This is a genomic window from Chroococcidiopsis thermalis PCC 7203 (genome assembly GCF_000317125.1).
Taxonomy (GTDB): domain Bacteria; phylum Cyanobacteriota; class Cyanobacteriia; order Cyanobacteriales; family Chroococcidiopsidaceae; genus Chroococcidiopsis; species Chroococcidiopsis thermalis.
This window is the reverse complement of sequence record NC_019695.1, coordinates 990,729-1,005,472: the sequence shown is the minus strand read 5'-3', so window position 1 is coordinate 1,005,472 and position 14,744 is coordinate 990,729. Positions and strand designations below refer to the sequence as shown.

Below are 14,744 nucleotides of genomic sequence, written 5' to 3'. Positions count from 1 at the left end.
TTTATGAATTATTTTGTCACTTTTTGGCATGACATGCAGCGATCTTGACAAAATACGAGTATCAGTTATCAGTGTAGAGACGTTACATGTAACGTCTCTACAAAGTTATCAGTTGTTACACACCACTCAACTACCAACTACCACCTACCAACTACCACCTACCAACTACCAACTACCAACTACCACTCTGTCATGAACCTCAGAGCAATTATATTTTCATCTGTAGTAACTGCCGCAATCGGTGCAGTCATTGGTTTAGCTGCGGCGAGAATCGGTCAACGTGACTTTAATCAGTTGAGATTTGAGGGGAAACATTATGAAGGAATGCAAAATAGATATGTTTTGATTGGTGCTAGCGTAGGTTTAGCTGTGGGGTTGGGACAAGAGTGCGTCCGCCAACTCAAGGCAGAAAGAGATCGAGAGACAGAGTAGTACGAAGTATGCCCCCTAAACTAAAATTTAGCTTAATCGGCTTGCTGGCAATTGGTACAGCAGCAACGTTCGCTACATCCTACTCGTACTTGGGGATGGCTGGGATCGCTGTATTCTTGCTAGCTTATTTGTCCAAAGGCATGAGAAAGCACGGTTAAAGCTGGCAGGTGATTAACCGATTGAAAAAATAGTTGGTCATTTTCGCGCCGAAAGGAGAATTCCACCAGCGGGAGGGATGGCAACCAATGGGTGCTGTGAGGGTATAGTCTAGATCGTCGCATTTGAGCCATTTACGATTCGATCGCCAGCCCACACGATCGCCAAAAGACTCGATAATTTGATAATCTTGGTTAATTGTGGTTTCTATAGAGCCGCCAATACTTTGATAAATTTGTGTTTGGATACTAAAGCCAAAGCGACCGTTACTATATTTACGCCACAGATTATCGATGACTTGTAGTTCGTTACAGGGAAAACTTCTAATTTGTTCCGGGGTAATGGATTCTAGTTCTAACTCTCCCGTCACAGATTGAATGAGGCGAATCGTTTCCCAGTCTGCTGCATGGAAATTTTCGGCAGCTAGCAATTCTTGTAGCTTTTTGTAGCGGTAAACATCAGCTACTAGCAGAAAATTGTCTTCCGTCCGAGCTAGGCGATCGCTCAAGTTTGATAGCATTTGAGTCATCTGCCCTAGTTGTGTTTCTATCATTGCTAAACGGGCGATCGCTTCTGATTCTTTAATTTCGCTAGACATAGGAAACCTCACAATTAGGTTGTCATTTGTCATTTGTCATTGGTGCATGTTTTGTACTTATGACTTACGACGAGGGTTGCTCAGGCAGTCAACTGGGTTCTCTATATCTTTCTATAGATCGGCAAAAATTTAAATATATAAGTGGTAATTCACAAAAAACTTAATTTCTTAGCAAGAAAAATTAAGTGTATAGGGTGCTTCTAAAGCAAATCCTCAAATCATAGCGTAAAATGTAATCCAATTGACATATATCATATATAAACTGAATCTAACCTATTTACTCTGGAGAGGTAACTATGACTAACGAAGTTAAAAAACTTAGTATTAGAGAACTTGCTAAACTGCCGAGAGAAAGCCAAGACAAAATTCTTTTAGAGCAGATAGCTGCGTTACCAGAAATGTGTTTTATCTCAGGTTCGGAAGAGATGGAATGGGTGGAGGAGTATCAAGAGGAAGATCCTGAAGATGAAATATGGTGAGATATGGCAAATTAATTTCGATCCAACAATAGGAGATGAAATCAAGAAAACTAGACCTGCTGTAATTATTAGTAGGGATGGACTATCTGGATTGAGAATAAGACTTGTAGTACCAATTACAGGATGGAAACCTAATTTCGATCGATTATCCTGGATAATCCAATTATCTCCTACATCGACAAATGGATTATCAAAACTATCTGCCGCAAATCCGTTACAAACACGCTCTGTTTCTACAGCAAGATTTGTCGATCGCGTAGGAGTGTTAGAAGGTGATAAACTAGAAGAAGTTATTTTAGCTTTAGGTATACTAATACAGCATCCTTGACATGGCAATAAGCAGCGATCGAGCTAATTTGTCTGCAACACAGGTAACACTTTCTCACCAAATACCTGAATGAATTGTTGCTGTTCGCGGTTGATGTTGTGTAGCAGCAATTCATCAAATCCCAACTCTACATCTTGCTGCAACCATTCTATATGTTGCTGCGGATCGGCAGAGATGCGGACGTGTTCGTTCATTTCTTCCGGTTTGACAAACTCTCCGGCTGCATCAAATTGCTGGGGCGATCGCAGTTCGGTCATGAGAATATTTTTGAAAATATTATTACGCCACTGTTGATGGGCTTTTTGCCTTGCTATATCTTCATTGCGATCGTATGATAGTTGAACTTTCAATAGCATGGGCTTGCCTGCTCCACCACCCCGACGAAAAGCATCGACAACTTGCTTGAGTTTCTCTGGCGGACGAGAGATTGTAATTAACCCATCTGCCCAACTTCCCAGCCACTCAGCAGTTTGAGCCGTCACAGCAGCACCGATAATTAAGGGTGGGGTTTCGGGACGCGAATAAAGTTTTGCCTCCTCAACGCAGACTAAACCTTTATGAGTCACGGTGTCTCCGCGCCACAAAGCACGCATAATATCGACGCATTCTTTCAAGCGAGTATTGCGATCGCTTTTACACAACCACTTATCGCCTGTAATAGCCTCATTGAGCGCTTGACCGCTACCTACAGTTATCCAAAAACGTTGAGGAAACATTTCCGCCAAAGTAGCCGCCGCCTGAGCGATAATTGCCGGATGGTATCGCTGCCCTGGAGCGCAGACCACGCGATAATTCAATCCGGGAGTCGCTTGCATCGCTGCACCCAACCAAGACCAAGCAAAACCGCTTTGACCCTGCTGTTCGCTCCAGGGGTGAAAGTGATCGGAGGAAAGAGCATGAGTGAAGCCTGCTTGTTGAGCCATTTGAACGTATTGCAACAATTCACTGGGCTTGAATTGTTCGTGGGAAGAGTGATAGCCGATTTTTGTCATTTCGGGAGTAGGAGCTTCGAGTAGATGAATCCGATCGCAATTTAGCGCCAGTGAGATTTCTTGTACTCCCCCCCTGGTTAAAACTTGGAGATATATTTACTGCGAGCGCAAAGCTTGTACGGGGTCGAGTTGGCTAGCGCGAAGTGCTGGGGGAAATCCGGCTCCCACACCGACTACCAAGGCGGAACCCAAAGCCAGTGCAGCGATTCTGCCTTCAAATTCATAGGGTAAATCGAACGCATCGGCAACGTTGAGCGCAACAACATGCACGACTACTAAAGCTACCGTACCGCTTGCTAGACTGAGCAATGCTGCCTCTAAAACGAATTGGAGCGCGATTTCGCGTTGGGTAGCTCCTACGGCTCGACGAATGCCAATTTCAGACGTGCGTTCGGTCACAGAAGCAATTGTAATATTAGCAATGCCCACACCTCCTACTAATAGGGCGATCGCTCCCACTACCATCAGCCCTCGCGTTGCCAGTTCCAGAGTTTGTTGCTGCTGGATTAGGTCGTCTACATTATTCCAAGCCCAAAAACTGAAACCAGGATAGCGTTGTTCTAATAATTCTATGGCGCGATCGCTCAAGTCTTCTAATTCTTCCAGTCGATAAGGACGCAGTTGAACGCTGCCGATATCTTGTTTGCCGTGCAAGGCATTATAAATCGCCATCGGGACGAGAATTTGACCTTCAGGAGGCGAATCATCATCTGGGCGTGTTTCTAACACTCCTATAACGATGTAAAGTCTGCGCCCAACTAAAATTTGTTCTCCTACCGGATTGCGATCGCCAAATAGTTCTTTGACCAAATATTCATCAATTACCGCTACGGGTCGATAGTTGGCAAAATCGGTAGCATTAAAAAACCGTCCCTTGACCAAGTTTTTTCCCGAAGTCAGTAAATAGTCGTGAGTTACGGGCGATACTGAAGGCAGATATGCTTTGTCTTGATATACGGTGGGCAATGGTCCCGCCCAGTTAAAGGCGCTGATTGCCTGCACTCCTGTGAGTCGCTGGCGCAAAAATTCCATGTCCTCCAAGCGCAGTTGCAACACAATGCGATCGGGTTCCCACTGGGGATAAACTGTAATTTGCGGTGCGCCGCGCTCTGCTAATTGTCGAGCAATCACAGCGCGGCTGATACTACTAGATTGTAGCGTTGCACTCACCGCCGCTACCCCCATGAATACCCCCAACATAGAAAGGGTTGAACGCACGGGATGACTGCGGAGGGAACGGTAGGCAAGATTAAGTAAATCGAATGGTGAAATGCCCATGATTTAAGAAGGGAGTCGGGAGTGGGGAGTCGAGAGGATAAGGAAGACAAGGAAGACAAGGAAGACAAGGGAGACAAGGGGGACAAGGGAGACAAGGGAGACAAGGGGGACAAGGGGGACAAGGAAGCAGAGAGCAGGTGGGCTTTGTGTGCAGGTGGGCAGAGGAGATAAAATAACTAACTGGTCAGGAGTCAGGAGTCAGGAGTCAGGAGTCACCCCACACCCCACACCCCACGCCCCACACCCTATTTACCGGTCACTGGTCACTGGTAATTGGTCACTGGTCACTGGTCACTGGTCACTGATAACTGGCACTCCTGGCTCTAGTGATGGCTCGGATGGCGGTTGAATGACGCGATCGCCAATTTGCAAGCCGGAGGTAACTTCAACGTTTGTCAATCCTTCTAAACCCAACTTCACTGGGCGTTTTTGAGCGTTGCCTTGACTATCTCGTACCCAAACAAACGGTTTGGAATCGTCATCGTCGTCGCGTTGCACGATTTCAGTCGGTAAGACGATGACATTTTGCCGCTGTTGGAGCAAGATTTCGACATTGACGCGGCTGCCTGGAATCAGCGTACGAGTGGGAGTATCCAACAGGACGATCGATGGGACGGCTGGCTGATCTGAGCTACTCGATTGATTCGATTGCTTGGAACCGCCGCCTGAGCTTTGTTCCTCTTCCTCCTCCCCAACTGCTTGCGGATATAGGCTTTGAATTCGCCCTGTAAATGTCTGGCGATCGGGACCGATAACGCTAACGCGAGCCAATTGGTTAGGACGGACTTGAGTTGCGTTCAGGGTGGAAAGCTGAAGTTTTACCAACACTTGTGTCGGATCGCCAATTGTGAGTAAATTTGTGCGGAATTCAACCCCGTCGCCGTTTTTCACGTTGACTCCCAACACAACACCGTCAATCGGTGCAGTCACGATCGAGTCTCGCACTTCTTGCTGAATGCGTTTGCGCTCTAGTTGGAATGCTTCTAGTTCCAAAGCAGCCGTCCGTGCATCTGCTTGGGCATCGCGCAAGGTAGCCCGTGTCTCGCGGAGTTTATCTTGTTGCTCGTAGACTTGTTCTCGTGCGATCGCCCCCTCTCTCGCTCCAGCCACCAAAGGACGCAGTTTTATTTCATCGGCAGCAATTTGTTCTTTCGCTTCCACAATTTCCTGTTGATGGCGCTGTAAAATCCGTCGCTGCTGCTGAATTTTGACTTCTTGATTGGCGAGGGCTGTTTCTCGTTCTGGATAGCGCAGAGTAATTAGCGTCTGTCCAGCCTTGATGCGATTGCCAGGTTGTACCAAAACTCGATCTACCGCTCCCTCTGTTGGGGAAGTCAAGATTCGCTGGTCGCGCAGTTCTACCACGCCGCTTTCATTGATGGTAGATTCTACAGTGCCGCGCTTGACTTCAGATAGGCGAACTGCTACGGGTTCCTCGCGATTCAGGATGAGATTGGATTGCCAAGTGCCTACCCCGATAACTGTTAATATGGCTGCGCCAGCAAGCCATCGACCGTTGTGATGGAAGAATTTTTCTAGCTTAGGATTGTCCTTGCCAAACATGGCTCTCTCCTGTTTTGCTGGAACCGACGATGCGAGCTGGATTACCAGCTGCGATCGCACGATCGGGTACTTCAAAATCGACGACTGCACCCGCACCCACGATCGCACCGTCGCCGATGCAAGCTCCCCGCAACAAAACTGCTCGCGTCCCAATCCAAGCATCGTTGCCAATTTCAATGCTGGTGGGTGGTACAGCTGCATCACCTTCAGTCATCAGAGCGGGTGTAGCGGCAAAAGTATCTGCTATGACCACTTCGCGGGAAATTAGCGTGAAATTGCCAATTGTGACGCGATTATTAGTAGCAATAATTGCTCCAGCGATCGTGCAGTAATCGCCAATTTCCACCTCGCCACAGGGTCCGAGATCGAAAAAAGAATCAATATAAATGCCCGTATCGCTGCCGACACGCAGACCGCAAGGGCGCTGAGAGCGATAGTGCAGAAATACATAACTACTGTGCAACCAACTGCGATCGCCAATTATGACGTTAGGTGGCAGCGATCGCCCGAACCAGTCGTGGGAAAGCCGGAGTGATGTCATCGTCTCACCCCCAATAAGCTTGTCACTTTGGCAGGATTACCCGTCACCATCGCCCCCGCAGGCACGTTAGAGGTGACGACAGAACCAGCGCCAATCTGCGCTCCCGCACCAATTTGTACTCCTTTGAGGATAATCGCCCCAATGCCGATTTGTACGTCATCGGCAATAACTACAGGCTTTGCCTCCAAGGGCGGACGCTGCTGCGGATTGCCTGCGGGAGAAATGGCGATCGCATCTAGTCGCCGCAAGTCTGGATCGCGGGGATGAAAGTCGCTATCGGCGATCGTCACGTTGTAGGAAATTAGGACGCGCCTGCCGACTACGATCGACTCAGCACACCAAAACACTACCCCGACGAGGACGGAATCATCACCAACGACAAGCTTGCCTGCTGGTTCTACTGAAAATGCCGACCAGGTGTAGACTTGTACGTTCTTGCCCAGAACTAAACCTGGATTTTGTTGGCTGCGAAACCGCTTAAAACTCTCTTGACGCTCTAGATAGCAACCAGGTTCGATCCAGATATTATCGGGTAGCGTGTTGTAATCCCACTCTCCAGTAAACTCGCGGGTATCCATGCGTATCCCTCCTAAGCAAGTCAAAAATTAAAAGTCAAAAGTCAAAAAGGAAAAATGTAGTTCTAGCAAAACTTTTGGCTGCTGCCTGCACGCGAATTCAATGTGGAACAACTTATTCAATTCGCTCTAATATTTCGCCCAGCACTAAGCGCGAGTCAAACCAAGTCCGCGCCAGTTCCCTTGCTGCCTGCTGGTGGGTATCGTAGTCTCGTTCGATCGCCTCAATTGCCTTGACTGCCTCGTCTAGATTGGTAAATGTCAACAGCCCAAATCCGGTGGGGATATATTTGGAAAAACCCGTATCTTGCACCACCACGGGGCGACCTGCGGCTAAATAGCAGACCGAACGGCAACTAAACCAGCCGCAGCGGGTAGCGACGTAAACGTTCTTGGCAACGCTGAATTCGCCGCGAGATTGTTCGATATATTTGCGGTAAAGGGCAGCTGAAGCAGAAGTAGCTTCAGCATCCACAACCGACCAACCGAGCGATCGCCAGCGATCGAGCGGCGCTTCACCATTGACATTGATCGTCACCTCAAATGATGCAGGGCTGCGGGTTGGCAGGGCTTCAATTTGCTCGAACTCCAACTCTTTAGAGCCGTACCTAACACTGTTGTGAACGATCGGTTGCGGGTAATGATTCCAAGTCATTACCGTCGTCCATTGCTGGGCGGGTGGTTGAGCCAGCCAGCAATCTAAAACAACTGGGGGGCGGGTTGGCAGCCAGGGAATGTCAAATGTCGGCAGCGGGCAATCCGGTTGTCCTAGGCGCAGGGCGTAAGTAAAAAACAGATCGTGCGATCGCCAACCCCAACGCTGTTGTTCTATTGGCTGTTTATCCCACTGGGGAAATATGACAAAGTGATTCCAGCCTGGATCGGTGTCGATTAAGATTTTGTTACGACAGTGTAGGTATTCATCCCGCAGCACGCTGCCACCAGAAACGTTCAGTAACAAAGTTGCTTCCGCCGCCACCTCTGCCATTGTTTCGGCATCTAACCCATATGTTTGCCCATCAACAGCGCGATAGTGCCAGCGTTGTGCCAATGTAGGGGAAAGTAGGGCAAGCGATCGCTTCAGAAATTCAATCCCATAACTGGGATCTTCTTCATACACCCCCGTCTCTGGGTTGTAGCTGTAGGAAGGAATCCCAGGATCTTCGAGATAGTACACTTCAAATCCCAGTTGTTCCAATCCCAGCGCGTACTGTCCGTAATCCCAAGCTACGCCGCCTACAGGACTGGTGACGATCGTGCCAGTAACGATCGCTTTCATTGCCGCACCTCCAGCACTTGACGATAAAGCGATTCGTAGCCATCTACCATGCGGCGGTAGTCAAAACGGGCGATCGCCTTTCGTACTTTATAACGGTCTAAAGCCAGCGTATCGGGAATCAAAGCGGCAAGGGCATCGATATCGGCAGCGTAATATCCCGTCACGCCTGGTTCTACAATCTCCGAAACGGCACAGCGATCGATCGCCGCCACGGGCGTACCGCACGCCATCGCTTCCAACATTACCAGCCCGAAGGGTTCGGAGGCATTGATCGGAAACAGCAGCGCCGCCGCTTCTGCGAGTAATTTGTTTCGTTCTGGCACGCCGATATATCCGATATATTCCACTTGCTTGCCGTCCACCCAAGGTTCTATTTCAGCGTAGAAGTAGTCACTTGTCTGTCCTGCCATTACCAGCCGCATTCCCACTTGCTGGGCGATTTGAATCGCTTCTAAAGCGCCTTTTTTGTGAATCAAATGTCCCAGAAAGACGAGGTAATCGCCACGTTTGGCATGAAAGGGAAAGGCATCGATATCAATGCCGTTATAGACAACAGCAACGCGATCGAGAGTGGTAAATTTGCTGCGGTGGTATTGAGAAACGGCAACAACTTGAGTTTCAGGGTAGCGACTGTAGCAACTGAGGATATCTTTCGTTGGGTTGATGTGGTAAGTGTGGAGGACGGGCGTACTTACCAAGCGAGTGAATGGTAGGGCGTGATGGTAGGCGTGGCTGTGGATGACATCAAAGCGTTCTGCCTGCTCAAAAGCGGCAGCTACGTGCACGATCTCGTGAAATTCGTAGTAATTCCACAGCATTGAGTCTTCTTTGTAGCTGCGGGGATAGACAGCGTGTAATCTTGCCTCAGTTTGAGAATCCCCTGAAGCAAATAACGTCACCTCATGACCTCGGCGCGTTAATTCTGCTGCCAGCAAAGACACGAGCTGTTCGATCGAACTGCCAGTGTCAGGACGAGTGGGAAGGGCGAGCGGCGATACCAGAGCTATTCGCAGGCGATCGCGCATAATTTTCCTCCTTGTCTAGCCAATGCCAACGTTCGGCAATTTTATCGAGTAACTTATCGACTTGAGCGATATCTCGACAGGGTGAGATCCACCAACGGAGATACCAGAGAATTTTGAGAATGTCGCAACCAGCCAGCGTCCGGTCGAAGGCGCGGCGATCGAGTGGGGCGATCGCGTGTCGGGCAAATTCGTCGAAGTAAGCAGCCAGCAAGCGCGGCTTTCCCGTCCCCCAGCCGGAGGATAGCTTCGCCACATCCCAGGCTGGTACGCCAATCGCCGCCCATTCCCAGTCAATCGGTCGGATGCCTACTTGCGGTTGCACGATTAGGTTTTGGCACGACATATCGCCATGTACCAAAGTGTGGGGTTGCGCTGCTAACTCGGCAATTAATTCATCCAATCGCGATACGAGAGAATCGAAACGAGCGATCGCTTGCGGTTGATACAATTGCACGCTCTGACGCGCCATGTCAGCCAAATATCGATAAAAAACAGCACCGTGTTCGACCAGGCAATCTAACTGGCGCAACTGTGCCGCTTGACCGTAGTAGGTGGCGTGCAGCCGCGCCAGCCAGCGGAAAGCCGCACACCATTCCTCAACATCGCAGTATTCCAGCTTCCATTCGCCGACATCCTCCATGAACAGCCAGTAGCGATGGTTGGATTCGTCGTACAGCGAGGCATATAAAGCAGGCGTACCGAGATCGCGATTGACGAGCAAGCGTTCGTAGATCCTGACTTCTTTACCGCGATGGCGGATATGGCGATCGCATTTGAGCTGTAGTTGTTTGAAAATGACGCTCAACTGCTGACCGTCATCTAATGTCACTTGCAACCGATCGATCGGATGGGTGCTGAAACTGTCAAGCGGCTGAGATTCAATCGCCACAATTTGTAGCGATCGCCCCCAATAACGACTCAACCCCTGTTCTAGTACAGCGGCGGGAACGAGCATTTCGTCGATTTGGTCTGCGCTCATCGCGAACGCTCCTGGGTGGTGGTGCGAGCTAAGTCAACTAATTGCCCATGCTCGATCGCCAGTCGCAGGTCGCAGCTTTCCAAAGTGCTGAGTCGATGGGCGATCGTAAAAGTCGTGCGTTTGTCCATCAGGCGCTCCATTGCCTCCATAATTGCAGCTTCAGTTTTGACATCAACCGAACTGGTTGGTTCGTCCAAAATCAAAATCGGTGCATCCTTGAGAAATGCCCTGGCGAGGGAGATCCGCTGCCGTTCGCCTCCCGAAAGTCGCATTCCCCGTTCTCCTACTCGCGTCTCGTAACCGTGCGGCAAATTCAAAATAAATCGATGGGCGTTGGCTGCTTGTGCTGCGGCGACAATCTCCTCATGGCTTGCCCCTGGACGGGCATAGGCGATATTTTCCGCAATACTGGTAGAAAACAGCACGGGTTCTTGCAGCATGATGGCGAACTGATTGCGTAAATCTGACAGTTTGTAGTCCCGCAAATCTAAGTCGTCTAACAAGATCTGCCCTGTGGTAGGGTCGTAAAAACGAGTTAGCAAACTGACGAGGGTTGTTTTCCCCGCCCCTGTCGTTCCGGCGATACCTACCCGCGCCCCACCCGGAATGCTAAAGCTAACCTCATGCAGCACTTGCGTGTCACCGTCATAGCTAAACGAGACGCGATCGAAGACTATAGCCCCTTTAGCTCGTTGCAACGGTCTGGCGTGCGGTTTTTCCACCACATCTGGCGCTTGGTCGAGTAAGGTAAAAGCACGTTCTGCCCCTGTCAAAGACCCTTGCAGGCTGGCGACATTCTTACTCATCGATTCGAGCGGTTTGTATAACTGCGACAGGTAGCCCATCACTAGCAGCAGGTTTCCTAAGGACAGCTCTCCACTTTGTACCAGCCTTACCCCCACGTACAATACTGCTGCCGTGCCTACAGCCGTAGTCAAGGCAATTAGCACGCCCAAACTGCCCTCAATTAAACTCAGTCGCAGTTTCGCCCACAGCGCGTCCTCGGCATGGCGGACAAAACGGTGCTGTTCTCGGTCTTCTTGAGCAAAAGCTTTCACGACCCGCATTGCTGCCAAGACTTCCTGTACCACCGAAAAGGCAGTACTTTCCAGCTTTTTAGCTCCTCGCCACTGCTGGCGCAACCGTTGCCCGTACAATCGCGAGAGAAAGTACAACAACGGCGAAATCACCAGCGCAATCAGGGCAAGTTGCAGGTGAATGCGGGCGCTGACGTAGAGCATACTGAAAAAGGTGAAAGCGGAAGTGACGAGGGGAATTACGCCGTCAACCGCAATCCATTGCAACGCGGGTGCATCGTGTTGTACTCGATAGTTAGTGTCGTGGGTTCCTTTGGAGTCGTGATAGGAAAGCGATAGCCGCTGCGCGTGGCGAAACAGCCGCGCCCGAAAGTCTAAAACGAGCTTTGCACCTGTATAAGTTTGCAGCATCGATCGCGTTAGCCCTAACAGCTTGCCTCCCAAAACGATCGCTACTGACAAAACTACGGCAAAAATTAAAATTGCCTGGTTCGATCCAGTTATTGCTGCGGGAAGCACGACACGCAAAAAGTAGGGCAACGGCTGCGAACCGATGACACTATCAACTGCGATCGCCACTGGTAGCGGTTGCAGCAGCGTCACGGGAATGGATAATAAGCTGAGTAGCAACAGCAGTCCTAGATGCCAGCGAAACGATCGCACCTCGCGCCAGATTCGCCGATATAGTTTGGGGATGTTGTCAGGAATTGCTCCCACTATTTGCCTCCGACTACATTTACCAAAACAGGGTGCAGGGGGTAGGGTGTGGAGTGTGGGGGAACACCCTGTTTTCGCTTCATAGCGGTTTTCAATTGGGTAAAACACGCGCTCTGTAGGGGCGCACAGCCGTGCGCCCCTACAAATGTCACGCGCGCAATTGAGAATCGCTATCAGGCTTTACCCGTTCGATCGCTTGCAAGACAACCGCAGAAGCAACCGCACTCTCGTAGAGCGATCGCAATAACAGCAGCAAGGCGATCGCTCCTAACTTCGCAACCGCACTCCACGCTGAATCGATCCACGCTGCTACCGTGAGTCCGACGAACAGGAAAAACAGCATCCAACCGAGTTTCGACCACCGCGACCAAGTACGCAACCGCACTAGCTGCTGTCCGCCACCGTGTTCTTCAATCGCCATTAACAGGCGATTGCTACCAAATAATCCCCCTGGCACTTCCAAATCCCAAGGATCGAAGTTACCGCCGCGTTGAACGCGGTGTCCGGCAGATTGGATCGCCGTCTCAATTGAGGTCAGCCACGATTGGGGCGCGTGCCAACTGGCACTCCAAAGCGTTGCTACTCTTGCTAAAGGCAAGGCTAAATTTGACATCCCATACCAGCGCCAAGGTTGCAAGCCGTAGCGGAAACGTCCTTTGAGACGAGCCAAAGGTTGGAGTAGGTACAGCACTGCGGTCAAGCTATAACGCCGCCAGCGATCGAAGTGAGATTTCGGCTGGTTGGGAAACTTGGCTTGTGCGGCGCTGCGACAAACCTGTATTAAGGTTGCGGCGATCGCAACTAGGGCAAGGGGCGAGATTAACCACATTGGAGTCCACAAAACTCCTCCTAGCAAACTCAGTCCCACCAATACCATTACGACTAAATACCATTCCGGCATCAGCAGTAACGTTCTCAGCGTTCCTGGCATTGGTTGATAAATAGATTGAAACAGTGCCGAACCCCAAGTGCCATAGAACACCCGCTCTTGTACGCTCAGTCCGTACATGACGCTCGGACCATAAATTCGTCCCGACCAGGTAAGATGTCCGAGGATGTTGTATTTATCAGTCCATTTCTGTTCTAAAAGAGCTTCGGCTTTACCATAGCCCTGTTGTTGCTTCCAGTAACGCCATACTGAATTGCGGCGATGATGCCAGACTACGGCAGCTGGGCTAAACCCGATTGTCCAACCCTGTTCTTGCAACCGCCAGCAAATGTCCACGTCATCACCTGCCGTCCGAAACTGAGGATCGAACCCAGCGATCGCCTCTAGGCAAGACTTGCGAAATGCCATATTACAACCAGGAATATGCTCTGCCTCTTGGTCAGATAGTAGGACGTGAGAAGGACCTCCTGGCGCATTTGCCACGCACTGGGCTACCATTCCGTCCTCTGGTGGGGGCAAATTGGGACCACCCACCCCGACATGGGAGGTTTCCATAAAGGTGATGGCAAGATAAGTCAACCAGTGTGGGTCTGGGTAAGCATCGTCGTCGATGTAGGCAACAATTTCCCCTGTTGCTGCTTGCATCCCTACGTTACGGGCATGGCTCAAACCACTTTGAGGAGTGCGGATCAGCCGGACATCGTACTCGCTGGCGATCGCTGCTGTATTATCTGTAGAGCCATCGTCAACCACAATCGTTTCACAATATGGATACTCCAGTTTTGCCAGCCCTGCCAGAGTATCGCGAATCGTGTGGGAGCCGTTGTAGCTGCACACGACTACCGAGATCGTGGGAAAAGACAATGCAGGGAATGGCACTTGAGCAAATGCCTGACGCACGGTATGCAAGGCAGGTTTAGGACGGCGCTGGCGATCGGTAATGCCAAAATCCCAGTCGTCAATATTGTAGCCGCCGCGATACCATTCGTCCGTCCAAGCAAAGACAAACGTTCCCGCACAACCCGATGCAAACGTTGTACGGAGCTGCCAATCGAGTATTTCTGCCTGCTTTTGTTTACCATTACGGCGGCTGTCTAGCCCTAATTCTGCAAGTACCAAGGGGCGATCGCCTGCTAGATTTTGCAAGCGGGCAATATAGGCAGCTAAGCGATTCTGTTGCTCTAGGTAGACATTGAAGCAAACAAAATCGACAAACCGCAGTTGTAAATACTCTGTCGTTGGGTAGTTGACATAGGTAACTAAGCTATCGGGGTCTTCGCGTTTAGCAATCCGATACAGGCGCGCTAAAAATCGCTCGACGCGATGACGACCGTACCAACGCACGATTCCAGCCGGAATTTCGTTACCGATCGCATAACATAATAAAGCTGGATGCCCCGCACAACTACGCACGCTGGCGCGGATACGCTGTTCGAGCGATCGTACCCTTTTTCTGTCGTCTAAAAACGCAATATGCTGCTCCCACGGCAGTCCTACCATCACCCAAAGACCGTACTCTGCTGCTAGATCGAGCAACCAACGCGGCGGTACTGTGTAAGTTCGCACCGCGTTAATCTCATTCGCTACCATAGCGGCAAAATCGCGACTCGTAATTTCGGGACTGGGATAGAAATTGCCTGCTGCATCTGGGTGAAACGTACCGTAGGTCACGCCTCGGATGTAGAGCTTTTCATTCCCGACAAAAATAAATTTACCCCGAACTTGCGGTCTTGCTATTGGTGCAGCGACACCTGATGATATGGAGTCACGAGTGGTTGCCAGTTGAGCAGGTATACTGTTTGTTACCTTCTCGAACCGCATAAGCAAAATAAATTAGCCAATGAAACCTTAAGAATAGGTTATGAGGCGAACCTTG

17 protein-coding genes are annotated in these 14,744 nt (G+C 50.2%); 6 read left to right on the top strand and 11 right to left on the bottom strand.

What is annotated here, in order from left to right:
• Positions 1 to 28: 28 nt before the first annotated feature.
• The 3 genes from CHRO_RS31605 to CHRO_RS31600 are packed head-to-tail and all read left to right on the top strand — an operon-like array spanning position 29 to position 590.
• Positions 29 to 196, top strand: a complete 168-nt coding sequence (locus CHRO_RS31605; protein WP_181245546.1) for a hypothetical protein — start codon at positions 29 to 31, stop codon at positions 194 to 196.
• Positions 193 to 432: a hypothetical protein gene (locus CHRO_RS04405; protein ID WP_015152976.1), complete on the top strand. Its 240-nt coding sequence runs from the start codon at positions 193 to 195 to the stop codon at positions 430 to 432. The genes CHRO_RS31605 and CHRO_RS04405 overlap by 4 nt, the downstream gene beginning before the upstream one ends.
• An 8-nt stretch (positions 433 to 440) precedes the next feature.
• The gene (locus tag CHRO_RS31600; RefSeq protein ID WP_181245547.1) at positions 441 to 590 is read left to right on the top strand and encodes a hypothetical protein; all 150 of its coding nucleotides are present in this window, start codon (positions 441 to 443) and stop codon (positions 588 to 590) included.
• On the opposite strand, the gene CHRO_RS04400 is transcribed toward CHRO_RS31600, so the two are convergent.
• On the bottom strand, positions 587 to 1,186 hold the full coding sequence (locus tag CHRO_RS04400; RefSeq protein WP_015152975.1) for a GUN4 domain-containing protein: 600 nt from the start codon (positions 1,184 to 1,186) through the stop codon (positions 587 to 589). The genes CHRO_RS31600 and CHRO_RS04400 overlap by 4 nt on opposite strands.
• Positions 1,187 to 1,482: 296 nt before the next feature.
• Between CHRO_RS04400 and CHRO_RS04395 the strand changes: the two genes are divergently transcribed.
• Positions 1,483 to 1,665, top strand: coding sequence for a hypothetical protein (locus CHRO_RS04395; protein WP_015152974.1), 183 nt, complete (start codon positions 1,483 to 1,485; stop codon positions 1,663 to 1,665).
• A complete protein-coding gene (locus tag CHRO_RS04390) occupies positions 1,652 to 1,993 on the top strand; it encodes a type II toxin-antitoxin system PemK/MazF family toxin (RefSeq protein ID WP_015152973.1) in 342 nt (113 codons plus the stop codon). Before CHRO_RS04395 ends, CHRO_RS04390 begins: the two co-directional genes overlap by 14 nt.
• A gap of 23 nt (positions 1,994 to 2,016) precedes the next feature.
• Here CHRO_RS04390 and CHRO_RS04385 read toward each other — a convergent pair whose 3' ends face one another.
• Together CHRO_RS04385 and CHRO_RS04380 are read right to left on the bottom strand one after the other, a co-directional pair.
• The gene (locus CHRO_RS04385) at positions 2,017 to 2,985 is read right to left on the bottom strand and encodes a TIGR03885 family FMN-dependent LLM class oxidoreductase (protein WP_015152972.1); all 969 of its coding nucleotides are present in this window, start codon (positions 2,983 to 2,985) and stop codon (positions 2,017 to 2,019) included.
• Positions 2,986 to 3,081: 96 nt separating this feature from the next.
• On the bottom strand, positions 3,082 to 4,263 hold the full coding sequence (locus CHRO_RS04380) for an ABC transporter permease (RefSeq protein WP_015152971.1): 1,182 nt from the start codon (positions 4,261 to 4,263) through the stop codon (positions 3,082 to 3,084).
• 21 nt (positions 4,264 to 4,284) lie between these two features.
• On the opposite strand from CHRO_RS04380, the gene CHRO_RS31595 reads away from it, so the two are divergent.
• A complete protein-coding gene (locus CHRO_RS31595) occupies positions 4,285 to 4,434 on the top strand; it encodes a hypothetical protein (protein WP_181824271.1) in 150 nt (49 codons plus the stop codon).
• A gap of 120 nt (positions 4,435 to 4,554) precedes the next feature.
• On the opposite strand, the gene CHRO_RS04375 is transcribed toward CHRO_RS31595, so the two are convergent.
• The 8 genes from CHRO_RS04375 to CHRO_RS04340 all read right to left on the bottom strand — a co-directional run bounded on the left by CHRO_RS04375 (position 4,555) and on the right by CHRO_RS04340 (position 14,689).
• On the bottom strand, positions 4,555 to 5,826 hold the full coding sequence (locus CHRO_RS04375; RefSeq protein ID WP_015152970.1) for an efflux RND transporter periplasmic adaptor subunit: 1,272 nt from the start codon (positions 5,824 to 5,826) through the stop codon (positions 4,555 to 4,557).
• Positions 5,804 to 6,367: an acyltransferase gene (locus tag CHRO_RS04370; protein WP_015152969.1), complete on the bottom strand. Its 564-nt coding sequence runs from the start codon at positions 6,365 to 6,367 to the stop codon at positions 5,804 to 5,806. The genes CHRO_RS04375 and CHRO_RS04370 overlap by 23 nt, the downstream gene beginning before the upstream one ends.
• On the bottom strand, positions 6,364 to 6,945 hold the full coding sequence (locus CHRO_RS34190; RefSeq protein WP_015152968.1) for an acyltransferase: 582 nt from the start codon (positions 6,943 to 6,945) through the stop codon (positions 6,364 to 6,366). The genes CHRO_RS04370 and CHRO_RS34190 overlap by 4 nt, the downstream gene beginning before the upstream one ends.
• Before the next feature lie 112 nt (positions 6,946 to 7,057).
• Complete coding sequence (locus tag CHRO_RS04360; protein ID WP_015152967.1) at positions 7,058 to 8,221, bottom strand: glycosyltransferase; 1,164 nt, start codon at positions 8,219 to 8,221, stop codon at positions 7,058 to 7,060.
• Positions 8,218 to 9,246: a glycosyltransferase family 4 protein gene (locus tag CHRO_RS04355; protein WP_015152966.1), complete on the bottom strand. Its 1,029-nt coding sequence runs from the start codon at positions 9,244 to 9,246 to the stop codon at positions 8,218 to 8,220. The genes CHRO_RS04360 and CHRO_RS04355 overlap by 4 nt, the downstream gene beginning before the upstream one ends.
• Positions 9,188 to 10,225, bottom strand: coding sequence for a phosphotransferase (locus CHRO_RS04350; RefSeq protein ID WP_015152965.1), 1,038 nt, complete (start codon positions 10,223 to 10,225; stop codon positions 9,188 to 9,190). The genes CHRO_RS04355 and CHRO_RS04350 overlap by 59 nt, the downstream gene beginning before the upstream one ends.
• Entirely contained in the window at positions 10,222 to 11,979 is a 1,758-nt protein-coding gene (locus CHRO_RS04345) for an ABC transporter ATP-binding protein (RefSeq protein WP_015152964.1), read from the bottom strand. Before CHRO_RS04345 ends, CHRO_RS04350 begins: the two co-directional genes overlap by 4 nt.
• Positions 11,980 to 12,127: 148 nt before the next feature.
• Positions 12,128 to 14,689: a glycosyltransferase gene (locus CHRO_RS04340; RefSeq protein ID WP_015152963.1), complete on the bottom strand. Its 2,562-nt coding sequence runs from the start codon at positions 14,687 to 14,689 to the stop codon at positions 12,128 to 12,130.
• Positions 14,690 to 14,744: the final 55 nt, after the last annotated feature.